General features: G+C 47.7%; 13 protein-coding genes and 1 pseudogene. 7 read left to right on the top strand and 7 right to left on the bottom strand.

Annotated features, from left to right (window positions below; genetic code table 11):
• Positions 1-95: 95 nt before the first annotated feature.
• The 5 genes from CSK29544_RS10740 (at position 96) to CSK29544_RS10720 (ending at position 10,129) form a co-directional block, all read left to right on the top strand.
• Entirely contained in the window at positions 96-2,006 is a 1,911-nt protein-coding gene (locus tag CSK29544_RS10740) for a DUF262 domain-containing protein (protein ID WP_029039245.1), read from the top strand.
• Positions 1,999-3,936, top strand: a complete 1,938-nt coding sequence (locus CSK29544_RS24865) for an ATP-binding protein (RefSeq protein ID WP_007900371.1) — start codon at positions 1,999-2,001, stop codon at positions 3,934-3,936. The genes CSK29544_RS10740 and CSK29544_RS24865 overlap by 8 nt, the downstream gene beginning before the upstream one ends.
• Before the next feature lie 196 nt (positions 3,937-4,132).
• Positions 4,133-6,811, top strand: coding sequence for a class I SAM-dependent DNA methyltransferase (locus CSK29544_RS10730; protein WP_029039244.1), 2,679 nt, complete (start codon positions 4,133-4,135; stop codon positions 6,809-6,811).
• Positions 6,812-6,864: 53 nt separating this feature from the next.
• The gene (locus tag CSK29544_RS10725; protein ID WP_029039243.1) at positions 6,865-8,877 is read left to right on the top strand and encodes a DEAD/DEAH box helicase; all 2,013 of its coding nucleotides are present in this window, start codon (positions 6,865-6,867) and stop codon (positions 8,875-8,877) included.
• Position 8,878: 1 nt separating this feature from the next.
• Positions 8,879-10,129 (top strand): GIY-YIG nuclease family protein, encoded by a 1,251-nt coding sequence (locus tag CSK29544_RS10720; RefSeq protein ID WP_029039242.1) that lies wholly within the window; start codon positions 8,879-8,881, stop codon positions 10,127-10,129.
• Between the two features lie 215 nt (positions 10,130-10,344).
• Here CSK29544_RS10720 and CSK29544_RS22780 read toward each other — a convergent pair.
• Positions 10,345-10,506 (bottom strand): annotated as a pseudogene (locus tag CSK29544_RS22780) (IS3 family transposase); the annotation flags it as partial.
• Positions 10,507-10,532: 26 nt separating this feature from the next.
• Between CSK29544_RS22780 and CSK29544_RS10715 the strand changes: the two are divergent.
• Together CSK29544_RS10715 and CSK29544_RS10710 are read left to right on the top strand one after the other, a co-directional pair.
• Positions 10,533-11,501, top strand: coding sequence for an IS5 family transposase (locus tag CSK29544_RS10715; RefSeq protein ID WP_080700758.1), 969 nt, complete (start codon positions 10,533-10,535; stop codon positions 11,499-11,501).
• A 607-nt stretch (positions 11,502-12,108) separates the two neighbouring features.
• Positions 12,109-12,300 (top strand): helix-turn-helix transcriptional regulator, encoded by a 192-nt coding sequence (locus tag CSK29544_RS10710; RefSeq protein ID WP_013098166.1) that lies wholly within the window; start codon positions 12,109-12,111, stop codon positions 12,298-12,300.
• A gap of 456 nt (positions 12,301-12,756) precedes the next feature.
• On the opposite strand, the gene CSK29544_RS10705 is transcribed toward CSK29544_RS10710, so the two are convergent.
• From CSK29544_RS10705 to CSK29544_RS10680, 6 genes are all read right to left on the bottom strand, one after another.
• Positions 12,757-13,338: a tail fiber assembly protein gene (locus CSK29544_RS10705; protein WP_029039240.1), complete on the bottom strand. Its 582-nt coding sequence runs from the start codon at positions 13,336-13,338 to the stop codon at positions 12,757-12,759.
• On the bottom strand, positions 13,338-14,228 hold the full coding sequence (locus CSK29544_RS25155) for a tail fiber protein (RefSeq protein ID WP_151451647.1): 891 nt from the start codon (positions 14,226-14,228) through the stop codon (positions 13,338-13,340). The genes CSK29544_RS10705 and CSK29544_RS25155 overlap by 1 nt, the downstream gene beginning before the upstream one ends.
• Positions 14,229-14,266: 38 nt before the next feature.
• On the bottom strand, positions 14,267-14,950 hold the full coding sequence (locus CSK29544_RS10695) for a DUF8377 family phage-derived protein (RefSeq protein WP_029039239.1): 684 nt from the start codon (positions 14,948-14,950) through the stop codon (positions 14,267-14,269).
• 297 nt (positions 14,951-15,247) lie between these two features.
• Positions 15,248-18,409, bottom strand: coding sequence for a TipJ family phage tail tip protein (locus CSK29544_RS10690; RefSeq protein WP_046623022.1), 3,162 nt, complete (start codon positions 18,407-18,409; stop codon positions 15,248-15,250).
• Positions 18,410-18,458: 49 nt separating this feature from the next.
• Entirely contained in the window at positions 18,459-19,055 is a 597-nt protein-coding gene (locus CSK29544_RS10685) for a tail assembly protein (RefSeq protein WP_007898842.1), read from the bottom strand.
• Positions 19,052-19,756 carry a C40 family peptidase gene (locus CSK29544_RS10680; protein ID WP_029039761.1) on the bottom strand — a complete coding sequence of 235 codons (705 nt, stop codon included), beginning with the start codon at positions 19,754-19,756 and terminating at the stop codon, positions 19,052-19,054. The genes CSK29544_RS10685 and CSK29544_RS10680 overlap by 4 nt, the downstream gene beginning before the upstream one ends.
• Positions 19,757-19,758: the final 2 nt, after the last annotated feature.

Genomic DNA, 19,758 nt, shown 5'->3' with positions numbered 1-19,758 from the left:
GTTTGCAATTTATTGACTCAGCTGTGCCACTGCAGATTTTGCAACGCACTGATTTTGAACAAGGGTCAAAGACACTGCTCCGCGAGCAGGGCATAATACAACTATTAATCATTAGTACGGTTTCGTCTGATATGAGCACAATCACCCCCCACTACCGTAACGTACAGCAGTTGCTGCAAAGCCAATCCTTTTCTATCGATGAGTATCAGCGTGAGTACAAGTGGGAGAAGGAGAACATTGACGAGCTGCTGTCTGATCTTCAGGGAAAATTCTTTAACTACTACAAGCAGGGTGATGAAACCAGCGCTATTAGTAACTATGGGGAGTATTTTCTTGGCTCAATCATTGTCAGCAAACGCAATAACAAAAATTACTTGATCGATGGCCAGCAGCGAGTCACCTCTTTGACATTGTTGCTGATTTGCCTGTACCGATCTGCCGAGGAACAGAGGCTGCCGGTAGCCCAAACCTTAGCCCCACTTATTTTCAGCGACAACCTCGGTAACCCCAAGTTCAACCTCGACATCTCTGAGCGACTTCCTGTTATCAATGCCCTATTCAAGGGGGAAGCGTTCAATCCGGATGGTAAGGATGAATCCATACAAACCATGTACGCCCGTTATAGTGATATTGAAGCAAACGACTTGATGGCAGAGATAGGAAATGCATTGCCGCATTTCATCTACTGGTTGTTGACACGGGTAGGTTTGATAGAGATTGCCACTGATAACGACAGTTATGCTTACGCCATTTTTGAAACGATGAATGATCGGGGTAAGCCGCTTAGTCCGGTAGATATGTTGAAGGCATATTTATTGGCTCCGATTGAAGAACAGGATGCGCGGCTACAGGCCAATCAAATCTGGAAACAGCAAGTCCTGGAATTGATCTCCTGGGGAGGGGAGCACGAACCGGAGCGAGATGCCAACTGTATTAAGGCGTGGTTACGGGCACAGTACGCAGAAAGTATCCGTGAACGTAAGGCGGGATCGGTTGATAAAGATTGGGAGTTGATCGGTTCAGTCTTTCACCGCTGGGTGCGAGAAAACAACTCTCGCCTGGGTTTGGGTAAAGCTCAGGAAAATCAGAACATGATGGCTGTAAGCTTTCCATTTTTTGCCAAAGCGTACCGGCGTATCCTAAACAGCAGCAAGCATTACACTCCGAAGCTACGAGCGGTCTACTATAACGCTCACAATGATTTTACTTGGCAGAATACGGTGCTCCTGGCATCGTTGATAGAAACTGACGATGACGAGACTGTGGACCGGAAACTGGCGGTCACAGCTACTTATTTGGACATCTGGTTGATGCGTCGAGTAGTGAATTATGTCCGGGTTGGATACTCTAGTGTGTCTTACGCTATGTGGTTATTGTGCCGGGATATCAGGCGTAAACCGCTACCAGAGTTGGTAGCTATCCTCCAGAAGAAACTGGCAGATGATGATGTTACGTTCTCCGGCTACGCAGTAAAAGGACGAACGGGTATTGATGGTTTAGGGCTCAATCAATTCAGTCGCCGTTATATCTACCATTTGCTAGCACGACTGACAGAAGCAACTGAGATCGGTGCAGGGCGTACTGAGACATTTGATCGATTGGTGGACCGTACTCTCAAGAACCCATTCGACATCGAACATATCTGGGCTGATGATTACGAAATCGTGAAAGATCAGTTCAGTACTGAGCAGGAATTTCAAGATTGGCGCAATCATGTTGCGTCACTTTTACTCCTACCAGCAGATGTTAACCGGAGCCTGCAGGACAAACCGTTTCCCCTGAAGCGGGTGCACTATGCCAAACAGAACTTCTTTGCCGCAAGTTTGGACTCCAGTGTTTACGAACATCAGCCACAGTTTCAGCAGTTTTCTACCAAATATGAGTTGTCTTTCAAATTCGCTGAGGTATTCGATAAAGCGGAACAACAGGTACGCCGGAAACTGATTGCGGGATTAGTAGAATTAATTTGGTCACCGAATCGTTTATGTGAGGCCGCCCATGTCTGAGCAACCACTTCAGAACTCGCTTTTTGAGGACGATTACCTGCTACGGGAACTTGGGCAGGTAGCACATGTTCCACAGGTCGCTTTAACAGAGTTAGTTGCTAACGCCTGGGATGCCGGAGCGTCACGAGTAGACTTGGTTTTACCTACCGAAATAGGTGGAATATTGACTGTGACAGACGATGGTCATGGTATGACCCCGGAGCAATTTAAAAAGCGCTGGATGACTTTGCGCTACACTCGCGAGAAGTATCAAGGTTTCAATGTAGAGTTCCCTACCGGACGAACTGCCCGCCCGCGTAAGGCTTACGGTCGCAATGGCATTGGTCGCCATGGCTTGCTTTGTTTTGCTGACGAATACGAAGTGAAAACCTGGCGCGATGGCATTTTGGCAACATTCGTTGTTGGCACTGGAGCTGGTTCTAGTCCTTTCGTGTGTCGTAGCGAGACTGAGGAGAAACACATAGGCTCCGGTACACGATTGCAGGTACAGGTAACACGCAAACTGCCAGATGCTGATGAAATACTCACTGTATTATCCGCCCGCTTCATCCACGATCCTGAATTCGAGGTGCGTGTTAATGGCAAGTTACGACCCTTTACTGAGATTGATGGGCGAATAAGTGAAGAGACCTTGTGCCTCAGTGCAGGACGTCATGCCAAAGTGATTGTCATCGACTCAACTCGTCTGAATCATTCTTCTTTGCACCAAGGAATTGCATTTTGGGTACAGCACAGATTAGTTGGGACCCCGTCATGGGCAGTTGGACAGATAGCCAATTTCGACGGACGTACACGCTTTGCCCGGCGTTACAAGGTTATCGTTGATACAGAAGGTTTCGAATCTGATGTTGAACAAGACTGGACCGCTTTTTGTCCCACTGATTCTGTAAAGGAATTATATCAGGCTACAGCTGAGCACATTCGTGATGTTGCACAAAGGCTTGCTGTGGAATTTACTGAAATTACATCAGAGGATGCGCTGATGCAAAACCGCTCAGAGTTAGCAACCTTGGGTCAGGGGGCTCGCTTGGGAGTAGCTGAATTCACTACAGCGGTAGCTCAAGAGCATCCGACTGTCTCCCCAGAATTTCTTGCCACAGCAGTTAAGGCGCTTATTCATCTTGAAAAGACCAAGAGCGGAGCCGCATTACTGGAAAAGCTTGCTACTTTGCAGCACGACGATATAGAGAGTTTAGATCGGTTACTGGCTGAATGGACAGTCAAGGACGCGTTGCGGGTCCTTGATGAAATTGACAGTCGACTCAGCGTGATAGAAACAATTCAGCGTTTGGCTGATGACCCTGATACGGATGAGTTACACACTCTACATCCATTGATTTTACGTTCTCGTTGGTTGTTTGGTCCTGAATTCGAATCGCAGGAATATTGCTCGAATATGACATTACAATCTGTAGCCCGCGAACTATTCAAAAGCCCTGGTGCTCAATTTATAAACGAGCGCAATCGTCCTGATATTGTAGTTTTGCCGGAAAAAACAACGTGGCAAATGACTGGCATCGAGTCATTTGATCCAGTAGATGTGTCTCTTGTTCAAATGCAACAGGTTTTGGTAATTGAACTGAAGAAAGGTGGATTTGAGCTCACAAGAAAAGAGGTGAATCAAGCTGATGGCTATGTACAGGACATTGCAGCATCAGGTTTGATAACAGGAACACCATTTATTAACGCTTGGGTCGTTGGGCAAAAGGTTGCGGCTGGTGTTGCCCGTGAGAAAGTTGTTGGTGATGGAGAGCGTAATCCGTATGGGAGAGTTCGCGCTACGACTTTTGGTTCTTTGGTTGGAACAGCTAATGCTCGATTGATGAAACTACGCCATGTTTTGGCAGACAGGTACGAAAGCACATCTACAGATGACCTTATCAATCGAGTGTTATGTCAACCCGTTCAGTCAGGCTTGAAATTCAAATAAGCATGAAAAGAATTTACTTCACCTCAGCGGACAAATTCTATCCGCACTATGGAGCTTGTTCATCGCTGAGGGTTGGCGTCGCTGAGGTTAATATGCTGCCTTACAAGGTTGAGCACTTTTAAGGTTTAGACCTTCTGGATTTTTTTAACCCATTACAATTGTTACTAAAAATCTGACATACCCTAAAGGATTACTGATGGCCGTTAATCAGGCAAAAATATTTGAACAACTCGAGCAACTTACCCGTGAACTAGACCGGGATGAGTTCATTTATGGATTTATGGCAGCCTTTGACTTCCCTAAAGCAACGATCACACAGGTTCGACAAGGCAGTAGCCGTAATGTTGCCAAGGAAACTGGTCATGTTGGTTTGAAAAATAAACTCTATTTTCAAAGTGTCAATGACAAAGAAGACCTTGATGAGGCTTTTGAGTTACGTATCGTTGATTCAGTCATAGCGAAAAACAAGATACGTTTTGTATTAGTTACTGATTATGTTCGATTTTTAGCGTGGGATACATGTAGTAAAGAGAGACTCGATATTGAGCTAGATGAACTTTATAGCAACTATGGCTTTTTCTTACCTTTAGCTGGTTTAGAAAAGGCAATTATAAGTAGTGAGAACCCCGCAGATGTTAAAGCTGCAGAGAAGATGGGCAAGCTGTTTGATCTCATTCGTGTCCACAATGATCTCAGTAAACCAGAAGATATTCATGCTCTTAACGTCTTCCTGACACGTTTGCTATTCTGTCTGTTCGCCGAAGATACAGGTATATTTGAAGCAGCTCAGTTCACCTCTGCGATCAAGAGTTACACCGAGGAAGATGGTAGCGATCTTGATACCTTCCTCTATCAATTATTCACTGTCCTTAACGCGGCTCCAGCTAGCCAGCAACGACAAAAGATACCTACTCATTTAGCGGCATTTCCTTATGTAAATGGAGGGCTTTTTTCCTCTGATGAGCCTATTCCAGAACTAGGCAAAAAAGGCCGTAAGATGCTGCTTGAATGTGGCACGATGGACTGGAGTGAAATCAACCCTGATATTTTCGGAAGTATGTTCCAGGCGGTGATAGACGTCGAGCAACGTAGTCGTTTGGGGCAGCACTATACCTCGTACAGCAACATAATGAAGGTGATAAAGCCGCTGTTCCTGGAGCCGTTGGAAACTGAGCTGAACAAACAATTGCGTAGCCCGAAAGGTTTAAAGGCTCTACTAGTTCGTCTTACTGAAATAAAGATATTTGATCCTGCCTGCGGGTCAGGAAACTTTCTAATCGTATCTTACAAAGAACTACGAAAATTAGAGATGAAAGTCATTGATGCCCTGAAAGAGCTGGAACCACAAGGTTTTTCGATGAGTGGGCTACATCTTTCACAGTTTTATGGTATTGAAATTGACGACTTCGCTTGCGAGATAGCAAGGTTATCCCTCTGGCTGGCCGAACATCAATTAAATAGCCAGTGGGAACGAGCGTTTGGTTTTGCTCCACCTGCGTTGCCTTTACGTGAAAGTGGAAATATTTATAGTGGAAATAGCTTGCAATTAGATTGGAATAGGATTTGCCCGAAAACACCTGAGCAGGAAGTATATGTAATAGGTAATCCGCCATTTTTAGGTACTCGCGAACGTACCGAACTGCAGAAAGCCGATATGTTATCTGTATTTAATGGCTTTAAGACATTAGGTAATTTGGATTATGTTGCTTGCTGGTTCTGGAAAGGGGCACAATATATTCAAAATACATCTTCTGAATTGGCATTAGTGGCAACAAATTCGCTTTGTCAAGGTGAACAGGTAGCTACTCTTTGGCCATCGATTTTTAATCTAGGATTGAAAATAAAATTTGCTTACCCTACATTTATTTGGGCGAATAACGCTCGTGACAAAGCTGCTGTTCATGTAATTATCGTAGGGTTAACTAGTCGATCAAAGTTAGGGAAAATATATCATGAGATAGGTGGGGAGATACATATCCAAACAGTGCATAATATCAGCCCTTATTTGATTGAAGGTACTAACACTACGGTCCAAACTCGTAGTAAACCACATTTGAAGAATACAAAGATCATGGTTAAAGGTAATCAACCTACAGATGATGGCAATTTATTGCTAAATCGATCTGAGCGTGAAGATTTACTCAACCAAGAGCCTTTAGCTGAAAAGTGGATAAAACCTATTTTAGGAGCTGATGAGTTTCTGAATTCCAAAGAGCGTTGGTGTTTATGGTTGGTTAATTTATCAGAACTTGACATAAAGAAGGCTCCTAATGTTTTTAATCGGATTCAAAAAGTTTCGGAATTTCGCGCAAAAAGCACTAAATTAAGTACAAGAAAAAAGGCACTAACACCACATTTATTTGACGAAATTAGACAGCCTATCTCAGGTAGTTATATTCTTGTTCCTAGGCACTCCTCTGAAAGACGGGTATATATTCCAATTGGTTTTTACTCTCATGAGGTTATTTGCTCAGATGCGAATTTGATGATTCCAGATGGTACATTATTCGAATTTGGAATTATTTCATCCTTATTACATAACGATTGGATGAGAATGATCGCAGGCCGAATTAAAAGTGATTATCGCTATTCAGCAAAACTAGTATATAACCCATTTCCTTGGCCTGAAGTAACTGATTCTCAACGTAAAACGATTGAAGGACTAGCTGAAGAGGTCATTCTAACTCGAGAAGAATTCCCTGGTTGTTCCTTAGCTGAGTTGTATGATCCTGACAAGATGCCGCATGAGTTGCTAACCGCACATCAGGCGCTTGATAAAGCAGTTGATAGGCTTTATCGGGATCGCCCCTTTAAAGATGCTACCGACCGATTAAGTTGCTTGCTAGCACGTTACGAGGCACTGGTTCAAAACTGATACTGTTTTATGAACTTATAGTAGATAAAGGCACTAATGAAATTTAAGGACTAATGATGAAAAACCTTCTACATGTCGAGTATAGTCAAACGGGTCAAAGCTCTAACCTTAACTCAATGGGTATGCGTGAAATGCAAGCCCGAGCTTTTGCTGAACGTGGTAGCCAGTATCTTTTGATCAAAGCACCACCGGCGTGCGGAAAATCGCGTGCACTTATGTTTCTTGGCTTGGATAAGCTGAAACATCAGGGCTTGCGTAAAGTGATAGTCGCGGTTCCTGAAAAATCTATCGGGGGTTCATTTCAAGATACTAAGCTGAGTGAGCATGGTTTTTTCGCTGACTGGGTTGTTAAACCGGAAAATAACCTATGCGTTGATGGCGGTGAGTCGGGTAAGGTCAAAGCTTTCCAGCGGTTTATGTCCAGTTATGACAAGATTCTTGTGTGTACTCACGCAACCTTGCGTTTTGCTTTTGAAAAATTAGCAGTGACTGATTTTGATAATTGTCTTGTAGCTATTGATGAGTTCCACCATGTTTCAGCCGACGGTGATAACCGCTTGGGTAGCCTCATAGATGATTTGATGAAAAAATCAAGTGCGCACATTATCGCTATGACTGGCTCTTACTTTCGGGGCGATACGGTGCCTATCTTGTTGGCCGAAGATGAAGCATTGTTCACAAAGGTTACTTATACCTACTATGAGCAGCTAAACGGTTACCAATACTTGAAATCCTTGGGTATTGGCTATCACTTTTACCAAGGTCCTTACATCGAAGCTTTACCCTCAGTTCTTGATGCCAGTAAGAAAACTATAATTCATATTCCAAATGTTAACTCTGGTGAATCAACTAAGGATAAGCATGGAGAAGTAGATGCTATTCTGGATGTTTTGGGAAATGTGTTAAAACGTGACTCGGCCACAGGTGTATACCATATTGAGGCTAAAGATGGACGTTTGCTTAAATTAGCTAATCTGGTCGATGATAACCCCATTGAAAGGCCAAAAATCCAAGCCTATCTGCGTAATATCAAAGCTGCCGATGACATAGACATTATTATCGCGTTGGGTATGGCCAAAGAAGGTTTTGATTGGCCATTCTGTGAACATGTTTTGACCATCGGTTACCGTAGTTCGTTAACAGAAATTGTACAGATTATTGGCCGTGCCACACGCGATTGTATTGGCAAAAAACATGCGCAGTTCACCAACTTAATTGCCCAGCCAGATGCGCAGGATGATGATGTGAAATCATCGGTCAACAACATGCTAAAAGCGATTACGACCTCGTTATTAATGGAACAGATTCTTGCCCCCAGTATCCAGTTCAAACCTCGTTCGCAATGGGACGGAAAACCACTGCCGCCGAATACCTTATTAGTTGACGATTCATCAAGCACACCTGTATCTCAAAAAGTGCTCGACATTCTTAATGGCGACAAGAATGAGATTATGGCCACGTTAATGGCTAACGAACAAACGGTAAAAGAAGCAATCAGTGAAACCACACCTTCTGAGACTATCACTCAGATGGCATTGCCTGCAGTGATTCAAACTCTTTACCCTGACTTGACTGAAGAAGAACAAGAACAAATAAGGCAGGGTATCCTACAAAGTATGCTAATTACTCAGCAAGGTGGATTGTTCGAGGGTGAAGACCTGCCACCTGATGCCGTAATAGACATGGGAGATAATTCTGGGATGGAATCCAGTTCAAGCGTTGTTGGAAAACAGTTTCTTAAAATGGGCGAGAAGTTCCTTTGCATAGACAATCTTGATATAGATCTGATTGATTCTATTAATCCATTTCATGGCGCTTATGAGATCCTCTCTAAATCGGTTACGGCTCCTATGCTGAAAACCATTCAGGAGGCTGTCAGTGCTAGTAAATCTCAAGTTTCTGAAGAGGAAGCTGTAATCCTTTGGCCGAAGATTAAACAATTCAAAAAAGAGCACGGACAAGAACCATCGTTGAACTCAAGTGACCCGATTGAAGTACGGTATGCGGAAGCTTTAGCGTTTATACGTAAGATGAAACAGCAACAGATCGCAAAAAAGGGACAGTAATATGATCCGTTTATCGACTAATCACCTGTCTGGTAAATCGACATTGAATAGCATCATTTCAGAGGACGATGAATTCGACCTGCTTGACGTGCAACCGCTAAAACCCAAATCTGGCTTAGTTAATCTGTATGGTAATCAATTTTCAGAAATCGTAGCGTATTACGAACAGCATGGTCGGCTTCCAACTGAAGGAAATACGGTATCTCTTGATGAAAAGCGCCTTGCAAGGCGCTTAAAGAGTATTAAAGAGAACCCGGACCTGTGTTTACAACTAAGATCCATAGATTTCTATAACTTACTTGAATCAAATAGTTCGGACTATATACATACCAACTTGGCCGCAGAGTCTGAATCACCCGCTTATATCAATAAATCAGAACTTGTTACCTCATTGGAAGACATATTTGCAGATGACGATGACGAACTATTAAATTTCGATGAGCCTGATATTTTCAGTATTACGCATGTTTCGGTTGATAGAAAAGAGCAACCCGATGAAATTGCTCAGCGGCAGCCTTGCCCCGATTTCCAGCGGTTTGAGCCTCTTTTTCTTCAACTACGGGGTGGTTTAAAAAATGGCATTTTTTCCCTGGAACGTTTTACGCACAAGTTGAAAATTAGCGAAGGCGACTTTTTTGTTCTTAACGGCGTGGTTGGCTACGTGCATAGTGCTGGTGAGCGTCTGCGTGAATACAGTACTTATAATGCGCGTTTACACCTGATATTTGAAAACGGCACTGAAATGAATATGCTCTATCAGTCCTTAACTCATGGCTTAGTGAGGGACAAAGAAGGGCGCAAAGTGCAACTCAATGGTCAGAAACTGATACCTTCAGATGTTTCTGTTCCATCTGGTTTAGTTTATATACTTGCAACTAAGAGTAAAGATCCAGCGCTCATACCTTATAAACAAAATTTATACAAAATTGGCTTTACTGAAACGACTGTAGAACAGCGAATCAAAAATGCTGAAAAAGACCGTACTTTTCTTGAGGCACCTGTCAGAATTGTAGCCACCAGCCAATGTTTCAATTTAAATGCACAAAAACTTGAAGCCTTAGTACATGGCTTTCTAGCAACGCGTCGCCTTAATATTACACTCAAAAGTCATACTGGACAGGTTTATACACCGAAAGAATGGTTTCATGTCCCTCTGGCTACAGTACAGGCTGTAATCCAATATATTGTGGATGGTACTATTTCGCAATATCGTTTGGATAACACAACAGGCAAGATTGTAGCGAAACGTTGATAATTATGATTGTGTAATTAATATTTATATCAAAAATAGTCATTGCAGCTATTTTAGATGTAAGTGATTATCCTGAACAGGTCTTCATAAATTGCAGAGTATCACTGCGCTGCTGTTTATGAAGGTCTGAACGCATTCTGCTGCAGATAAACCTAACCATCTCAAGCCTGAAATAATAAAATTGATCCTCTGCATAATGAATCGCCACGGATAATCTAGACACTTCCGAGCCGTTGATAATACTGTTTTTCATATTCTGTCGGTGACATCTGTTCGCTAGAACCATGCCGACGCTTACTGTTATAAAACATTTCGATGTAATCAAAAATATCACTGCGGGCTTCTTCTCGCGTTCCGTAGATCTTTTTCTTGGCTTTGTTGAATAAATCGAACTTTTGCTGAGTTGAAGGATCAGATCACGCATCTTCCCGACAACGCAGACCGTTCCGTGGCAAAGCAAAAGTTCAAAATCACCAACTGGCCCACCTACAATAAAGCCCTCATCAACCGTGGCTCCATAACTTTCTGGCTGGATGATGAAGCTATTCAGGCCTGGTATGAGTCGGCAACGCCTTCATCACGGGGAAGACCTCAGCGCTATTCTGATCTCGCCATCACCACCGTTCTGGTCATTAAACGCGTGTTCAGGTTGACCCTGCGGGCTGCACAGGGTTTTATTGATTCCATTTTTACACTGATGAATGTTCCGTTGCGCTGCCCGGATTACACCAGTGTCAGCAAGAGCGCAAAGTCGGTTAATGTCAGTTTCAAAACGTTCACCCGGGGTGAAATCGCACACCTGGTGATTGATTCCACCGGGCTGAAGGTCTTCGGTGAAGGCGAGTGGAAAGTCAAAAAGCATGGCCAGGAACGCCGTCGTATATGGCGAAAGTTGCATCTCGCCGTTGACAGTAAAACACATGAAATCATCTGCGCTGACCTGTCGCTGAACAACGTTACGGGCTCAGAGGCCTTCCCCGGGTTAATCCGGCAAACCCACCGGAAAATCAGGTCAGCCGCCGGCAATGGCGCTTACGATACCCGGCTATGTCACGATGAACTGCGGCGTAAGAAAATCAGCGCGCTTATCCCTCCCCGAAAAGGTGCGGGTTACTGGCCCGGTGAATATGCAGACCGTAACCGTGCAGTGGCTAATCAGCGAATGACCGGGAGTAATGCGCGGTGGAAATGGACAACAGATTACAACCGTCGCTCGATAGCGGAAACGGCGATGTACCGGGTAAAACAGCTGTTCGGGGGTTCACTGACGCTGCGTGACTACGATGGTCAGGTTGCGGAGGCTATGGCCCTGGTACGAGCGCTGAACAAAATGACGAAAGCAGGTATGCCTGAAAGCGTGCGTATTGCCTGAAAACACAACCCGCTACGGGGGAGACTTACCCGAAATCTGATTTATTCAACAAAGCCGTCACAGCACTCAATCTGTAATGTTTCCAGCACTACATTAGTCAGCCTTGTAACAAGCAGCAGGTAACACCTGTCGCAACTTACTGCGGTGGTATAGCTGATGCCTTCCATTCAACATGCAATCAATGTTCAGCAATCTGCAGCAAGATGTTGTTTGATATAGCTGTCCATATATCGGTTACGCTGACTTTAAATATATCTTTAATTTTTATTTATTTGGTTTGATTGGCTGGGTTTTTAATTAATGTTTGAATTTATATTCCAATCTTGATCTGTTTGTAAGATTTAAATACTAGTAAATGCTGCGTGGGTAGCAACCTGAATCTTACCATTTTTACTTTAATGGCAGGTCTCATTTGATCATTTTGCATGATCAACTTAGGCGGTTTTATCGGAGCATCTTACAAAGACTACACCATCAATCGTTTCCTCCCCTCTAGTTCGCAACTGAAGTGAATTGTCAAGACAATTTCTAGAGCGATCTTTTGCCTGCACTTTGTGGCCCTATACAGCCAGTATCTTGCGAAAGGGCGGCACATCAGGAGAACAGTGTGGAAAGAAGTGAAAACAATGACATGCAACTTGTAGATATGAAGTGGATCGCAGCAACGCTGAAAGTCACTGATAAATGGATTTATAAGCAAATTCAGGACGGAAAATTTATGAAGCCAATAAAACTTGGCAGAAGTTCTCGTTGGAGGCTAAGTGACATACACGAATGGTTGGAAAACCGCGTGAAGTGAACATGGACGGTATGTAATGGCAATATGTTGCAGAAAAGGGTGCAAAGAGAATATAGCATCTATTAGCTATGAATATGGTGTCAGGCTTTGTTATATCCACTTTAATAGACGGAAGGAATTGAGCCGAAAAAGGAATGTAAAGAAAGACATTCGCTGTAAAGTTTGTGGTGCTAATTTCTCTGAAACGAGAAATAATAAATTTTGCTCAAATAAATGCAAAGGGATTGGTATGAGAACCCTTAAGGATTCTGATAAAACTGAAATCCATAATCACTCGTACTGGCTTAACACAGAGGGGTTTATTTAAAATAGGCAGCCGTTCAGCGTGGAAGCGTGTTGATGTGGTAGAAAACTAGGCTAGAAGCAATGCATTAGCGCAAGACGAATCGACACCTTCCGGGGTTTTGAGTTGTTTTGCGCTAATTTTTTGCCCCATGCATGCCACATAGATTGCTTTCAAGGCGCTATGGGCCATGAGATATCAGGAGCGGAAGTCGTGTCTATACGACTTAATAACACTCTGAATTTTTTCAAGGCTAAAAGTCTTGCTGTCTCATCTTCTGTTGCCATGTCAAGATCAACAGCATCCTGAAGGAGTGATATCTCGTTGCTTGCTTCATTCATCAGCATGGTTTTCCTTTCTACTGCCTCTCTCTGCTGAATATCTTTGAGTGCTTTATCGTCGGGTAGCCACTTTTCTCCATCCCAAAACTCCCATGCCCGAGGAGGACCAGACAAAGTAAACCCATCAGGAATGTCTCCAGGCTCATTTATAATAATGGTCTTGCTTTTGTCAGTTGAGTAGGCTGTCTTGCCACGATAATCTGATGTGATAATCCATTCAGATCCATTCGCATTTCTGATTATCGCCTTTCCCTCTTGCAGAGGCGGCGGCGCGTCGAGGTATGCGCCAGCTGGAAGTCCCGTTCCTCTACTTATCATGACTTCAGAGGTGCCTATGTATTCCCCACTGATGTCTGCAATATAAACTTTTTGGATGAAATCTTGTTCAGCAAAACCATCTGAATTGAATACCATTACGAAGCCCTCACTATCATATTCCAGACTATGTTCCTCATTCTGACTTCTGCTGAGTTTCCACGACCATAAGAAGCACTTGATTTTGATGCATCAATAGTTGCAGTCACACTGCGAAGGAAAGTTGTGTCACTCGTTGTTGTGTACGCAGCTGCAACGCCTCCTGCGCACGTTATCGCGCCTGTGCCAAATCCTCTGGAATCAACCGATGGCGCAAAAGACCCTACAATATTAGGAGCTGCGTCCAGTTGTTCCGAAAGCATTGCCCTCCCCTGATCTACTCCCCTGCCATCATCAAATCCCCTGACTACGTTAGCACGCATATCGGGAAGAACGCCTGTCGTATAAATAGAAGCTAATTTTGGGTATAGCGTTTTATCGAATGATGCCCCATTCAACCTGAGGTATTTAATTCCAAGAGTTGAGTTGTCAGGAAGATTTAAAGAAGGCCACACTAACATCGACCCCACAGGTGAAAGAGCGTCAACCATATCTTTAATGCTATTCAATGATGGGCCAGTCCATGAGCTACCGTCTGATAGAGTGACAGTAATATTACCTGCGCCTGAAAACATTTGCTGCCAGTTTGTTTTGTCCAGGTTAAGTCCACGTAAGGCTTCTGCGGTCTGTGAGGCAAGGGCCGCAGTAATTAAGCTTTGTGCTTCCTGCGGAACGGCAAACCAAGCGGCACCGCTCTGGGTTGGCCCTGTGTAATCACTAACAAGCATCAGTTGAGTGTTATTTGTGATTGCTTTAACGGGCAGTGTATAAGGAGTTCCACCAACTTTAACAACAATGAGGTCGCCAGCTTTTAATTCCGTTGTGAATGATGTTCCATTACCAGTAACCGCAGCTGATTTATTGGTTAGCGTAAGAGTTCCTGCAGACATGACTGTCTCCTGAAATAAAAAAAACCCGCCGAAGCGGGTTAAAGTGTAGGAAATATCGCGTAGGGGATTTTGAACCCCCTTGAATATAACGGCGTCTCGGTATAGGGCGGGTTGTTATAAGCGTCATATCGCAATAAAACGCTACCTGATTGTTGTTTAATCGCGAGACTGGCTCGCCCTCCGGCTCCTTCCGAGGTTTCATTAAGCAGGCCAGGAAACATATCGGACGGGAAAAATGGCGTTCCCGGCACGGCAACGGACAGCGTTTTATTTAAAAGGTCATAACCTGCGGGAACATTAATAAACCCGATTATTCGTGGAGTGGTTGCTGCCGATTTAGCAGACCATATCAATTTACCAGATCCGTCGAAAACATCTAAATAACCAGACTCTATCGGCGCGCTCATTGAGGTGAAGGCCAAATTAACCTGGTTGGGAATAAAATAATCTGCGCCAGGAAGTCCCCATGCACCTACAGCCAGCCGAAACCACATTATCTGGCCCGGCTTGTGGTAGTTTTGTGTATATGTCGTTCCTGAAGGGGTAATAGAATCTTCAAGGTAGGCCAAGCTTTCAATCTTGCCCATATCCGGTATTGTTCCGCCCCAGTCACCAGTTTTACCCATTTTAGGCTTCTCCTCATATCGGAGAAGCCTGGGTGATGAGTAGTCACTATTCACTGTGACAGAACCTGCTGAATTTCTTACCTCAAAACCGCTCACAAAGCACCTATATATATGAGTAAATTTCTAATGTTGCAGTTCCGTAAAAATACTGACTGAGAGTAAAGTAAATTGTCACCCCACCATTGTAGCAAGACGTAACCCATGTTTTGGACTGAATAGTGTCGCAATTAAGCACAGCAAAACAAGATTCTGTAACCCCCGATATTGGCACGTTAACTTGTTTATATGCCCCCGCTTTGGAAGGCACCTGTACTTCCGCTTGTTTTTTTAACAGGTAGTCTCCGAGATCTACCACAAGCCGCCCAGTGGCATCCCAACATTGCAAACCAGACATCAGAAAAGCCCCATTCTTACACGCAGAACATTATTGGAATCCCATATTTGTACTATGTTATTAGTAATTAGCATTCGACCATTGCCGCCGCTTCCGTTAAGTTCGAAGTTTCCATTCTTGTCCAATCGCCAGCCTGATGTTCCTGCCACGTAATTTGCCGACTGGATAAAGGCACCGATTTTAGCACTGGTAATAGTGCCGTCCTGGATAAAGGCCGAGTTCATAAACACCTGGCCGCCCACCACAGCAAACGGCGAGAACTGGCTGGCACCGCTGCCGGTGGTCAGCACAAACTGATCGGCATTAAACGCAACACGCGTTACGACTGGCTGCCCGGCCTGCGCCAGCACCGCAATGCTCATGCCGGCGCTGTAGTAGTCGCCGTTAATCCGCACACCTGCTTTCAGCGTATGAATGGCTGTAGCGCCACTGGCGTCGACCACGGCGGTCAGTTTGTCTTCAAGTGCAGCCGTGACATTACCTATCTGCGCCTGGACCTGAGTGCTCATATCAGCCATTGCCTTATCGACGTTGGCGATAGTGGTTTTCACCACCAGAATATCGGCGCGCACTTCGCCATACTGCTTCCACTGATGATCGACCGTGGCGTTGTTCGCCAGCGCGTTCTGCATCACCGCCTCAATGTTAGTGTCGATTTGCTGCTGCAGCGCCTGGCCGTCGGCACTGGTGAGAAAATCACCGGTAATATCACCCAGGTAATCCTCCGCGTTGTCGTTCGCCATGCCGCGCACCCAGCCAGTCCAGGCTGACTGGTTCCCGATGCGGTCCACCAGCCGCGCGCGGTACCAGAAGATCTGCCCGGCACGCAGACCAAGCTGCGTGTAACTGTGCGCCGGATACGGCACATCCGAAAGCAGCAGCGCGTCGCTACCGTCGCTCGCGGCGGCATACTGAATTTCGGTCATCAGCGTATCGTCAGCACCGTCAGGGAAGTTCCAGTCAAGCTGGATGCCCCAGTTGATCGGCGTGGTGCGGAAGTTCAGCGGTACCGGCGGCTGCCCCACCTTGCCGGTCAGTGTCACTTCCACGCTGGTCTGCCAGACCGAGGCGACATCGCTGGCGTTTACGGCGCTGACGCGCGCCATGTACCGCCCGGCATAAATGCCCTGCACCTCAAAGCCGAGCGAGCTTGTGCGCGGCACATTCACCCAGTCGCCGTTATCCTTGCGCCACTGACATTCATACGCCACGGCGCCGGGTGCCGCGGGCCAGGCGACACGCAGGGTTTCCACGCTGAGGTTCTGCACCACGCGGCTGTAACTGCTGAGGGTCACGGAGGCTGGCGGTGCCTGCACGCCCGGCGGAATGGCTGATACCGGACGCTCATCGAGCCGCGCGCCGGAATCAATGGCGGCATATTTATCCGGGTTGTGCTGCACGGCGCTGATGGTCCAGGTGCCGTCGTTGTTGTCTTCGACAGACGTGACGCGGTACTGCTGGATCGCGACATCCTGCGCATCCACCGACCAGACCGCCTCGCGCTCCGGCGTTTCGCTGAATACCGCAGACACCGTGACATTACGACCGCTGACCGCCTGAAGGGTACGGGCCTGTGATTTGCCGGACGGCAGGTTGACGATAAGCCTGTCGCCCGCTTTTGCATCCGGCACCCGGTCGAGCGTCAGCGCGCGACCGTTTACCTGGCTGATACGCCCGCCCATCACCCGCCCCGACAGATACTGATCCGCCACGCCGATGATATGGCCCGGCAGCGGGATCATGCCTTCCAGCCCGGTGGCGAAACTCACCATCCGGTCTTTAGCATTTGTCAGCAGTGCCCAGCGGCCGCGGCGGTTGGCCTCGGTGCGCCGCGTGCAGCCAATGGCGGAGATCTGCGTCTGGCGCACGCCGTAGCGCCGCACCAGATCAGGCTCCATCACCGCTTCCACTTCATCGGTGTAATGGTTCTCCGGGTTTGACCAGCTCACCATCGCCGTTGAATAACGGTTCTTCTCGCTGCCGCTGGCGTAGGAGAATTTGCCGTCAATAACGTTGGCGCGGGTGTAGACATACGTCATATCGCGCGGCATATCCGCCAGCGCGGCCAGCTGATTACCGGCCCAGTAGGTCATGCCGCGGAAGATGCTCGCCAGGTCGCGCAGCACCGTAAACGCCTCGTTCTGGCTCTGGATATACACGTCGCAGAGAAAACGTGGCTCAGTACCGCTGCCGCCGGTACCGTCCGGCACGGGCTGATCGCAGTACTGCGCGATGCGATAGAGTTCCCACTTGTCCACCTGCGTCGCGTCCAGCCGGTCTCCGATCCCGAAACGGTCGCTCAGCACCAGGTCGTAAAACACCCATGCGGGATTATTGCTCCAGGCCCATTTAAACGATCCGTCCCAGGTGCCGGAATAGGTGCGCGCCACCGGATCGTATGTCGTGGGCACGCGGATTTGCCGCCCGCGGGCGCGTACGCTGATCTGCGGAATATTGCTGAACTGCTTCGCGTTGAACGACACAAAGAGCAGCGCGGTGTTCGGGTAGCGCAGCTTTGCATCGATGATTTCGGAATACGCTTCGATGTTCGTCGTATCCACGATGCGGCTGGAGGTGCTGTCCGCCGTCGTCCGGCTCACACGAAGCTGCCAGCCGGTCCGGGCAGGCGGAAGGTCAATGCGATGGCTGCGCTCATAGAGGGAGGTGGTTTTACCGTCGAATGCACTGTTCAGCACCGTGGTATATCCGCCACCGTCAGTGGACAGTTCAATTTTGTATTCGACGCGGTAGCCCACCACATCCCCGTTGTCCTTCATGCGCTGCAGTGAAGGCACACCGAGACGCACCCGGACCGCAGAGAGCTGCGTGTTGCTGATGGCACGCGTCCACGGCTGTGTGGCTTTAAGCTGAGTGTTAACGGTGATTTCATTTTCCACCGACGGTATGCCGGGAATGTAATCCTGCGTCTGGGTACCCGGACGAAACTCCCATTTCACATCGGGAAAATTAAGCGTGCCGTCGGCGCTGCGGATCGGGGTACCGTCGAGGAAAATATCTTTATCCGTCAGGCCGCCGGCGAACTCCCCCTCGCCCAGCGCCAGCAGTATTTTGGCCGTCGCGATCGACTGTAATGAATCAGGAGACTCCCGCGGTGTGCGTGAATTACCACCGCCACCCTTTTTACCGGTTATTTTTTCCATACTGCGCCCATAAAAAAAGCGCCCGCAGGCGCTGTTATCAGACCGGTTCTCACTGGTCGTTGGTGTAGATGCCGGCGGAGACAATCGCGCCGCCGATTTCGCGCTCGCCATACAGGAGCCCGACGGGATTGCCCATAGCGGTAGTGTTCACAGGACCGCCAAAAGCGTAGCTCGGCGCGTTATCGGGGTCCTGACGCGATGCCAGTCCGCCGGGCTGGGGTGACAGCATCTGCACCACGCCGCCAATCATCATCGAACCGCCCATAAGGCCAATACTCATCGCCGTGCTGCCTGCGATGGCGCCGATGCCCACGGGGCCAAGAGCAAGCGCTCCCACCACCAGCACGGCACCGAGAATGGTCTGCAGCACACCGCCACGCTTGCTTCCGGAAATCACCGGCGCGATGCGGATATCCTCTTCGCCGCTGTTATGTTTCAGCTCGTCCTGGCCGATGTTCTTTTTCCCCCGGAACACGGCAAAGCGCAGGCCGCGCAGGTGCGCCGTCTGCATGTACTGCTCAAAACCCGGAAGAATGACCGACAGCGCGCGGCAGGCTTCTGCAGGGCTGGCAATCACCAGCCGGTGCACCCGGCCGAACCGCGCGCCAAGCGCGCCGTACAGCCGCACCGTTTTCAGTTCGTTCATGGCAGATCCTTGTGTCTGACTATTTTAATCGTGCGCTCGCGCAGATAGCCGCCGTAAGGCGTTGCGCAGGAGAGCTGGCCGTACAGATGATGCAGCAGCTGGTTACCTTCCAGCAGAATACCGGCATGATTCACCACCGGCGCGGATACCTGCATCAGCACCATGTCGCCGGGGCGCGGCTCTGTGACCTCGCGGAACCCCTCGGCATACCAGTTATCCATATAGAGATTTTCGCCCCGCTCCCACCACGGGTAATCCACGCTGTAGTTGCGAAGCGTTACGCCATGCTGTCGGTGCCAGTCCATCACCAGCGACCAGCAGTCGGCATAACCCAGTTCAAAGGCGCGCCCTTCCAGCGGCCGTTCACCGCGGGGCGCAATGGTGCGCAGGTCGCCTTCCGGCCACGAGACGATTACCCAGGGGATGCCGTGAGCATCGCACTGCAGCTGGTCGAGCTCGCTCGGCTGGGTGGTGGCGCCGTCGCCCGGGTGGGAATGCACAATGGCAGTAACGGTTCCCCAGTCTTCCGCCGTCGCGTAATCCTCCGGCGACAGCTCAAACTGTTCCTCCGGCGCGCCGGTAATGTTCCGGCACGGAAAATATCGCTCGACACGGCTTTTCTGCGCCACCACGCCGCAGCACTCGCGCGGGTATTCCGCCGCAGCATGCGCCAGAATGTCGGCAATGGTTTTATCCCGCATGG

The sequence above is a fragment of the Cronobacter sakazakii genome (genome assembly GCF_000982825.1).
Taxonomy (GTDB): Bacteria; Pseudomonadota; Gammaproteobacteria; order Enterobacterales; family Enterobacteriaceae; genus Cronobacter; species Cronobacter sakazakii.
This window is presented reverse-complemented; position numbering and strand designations above follow the sequence as displayed.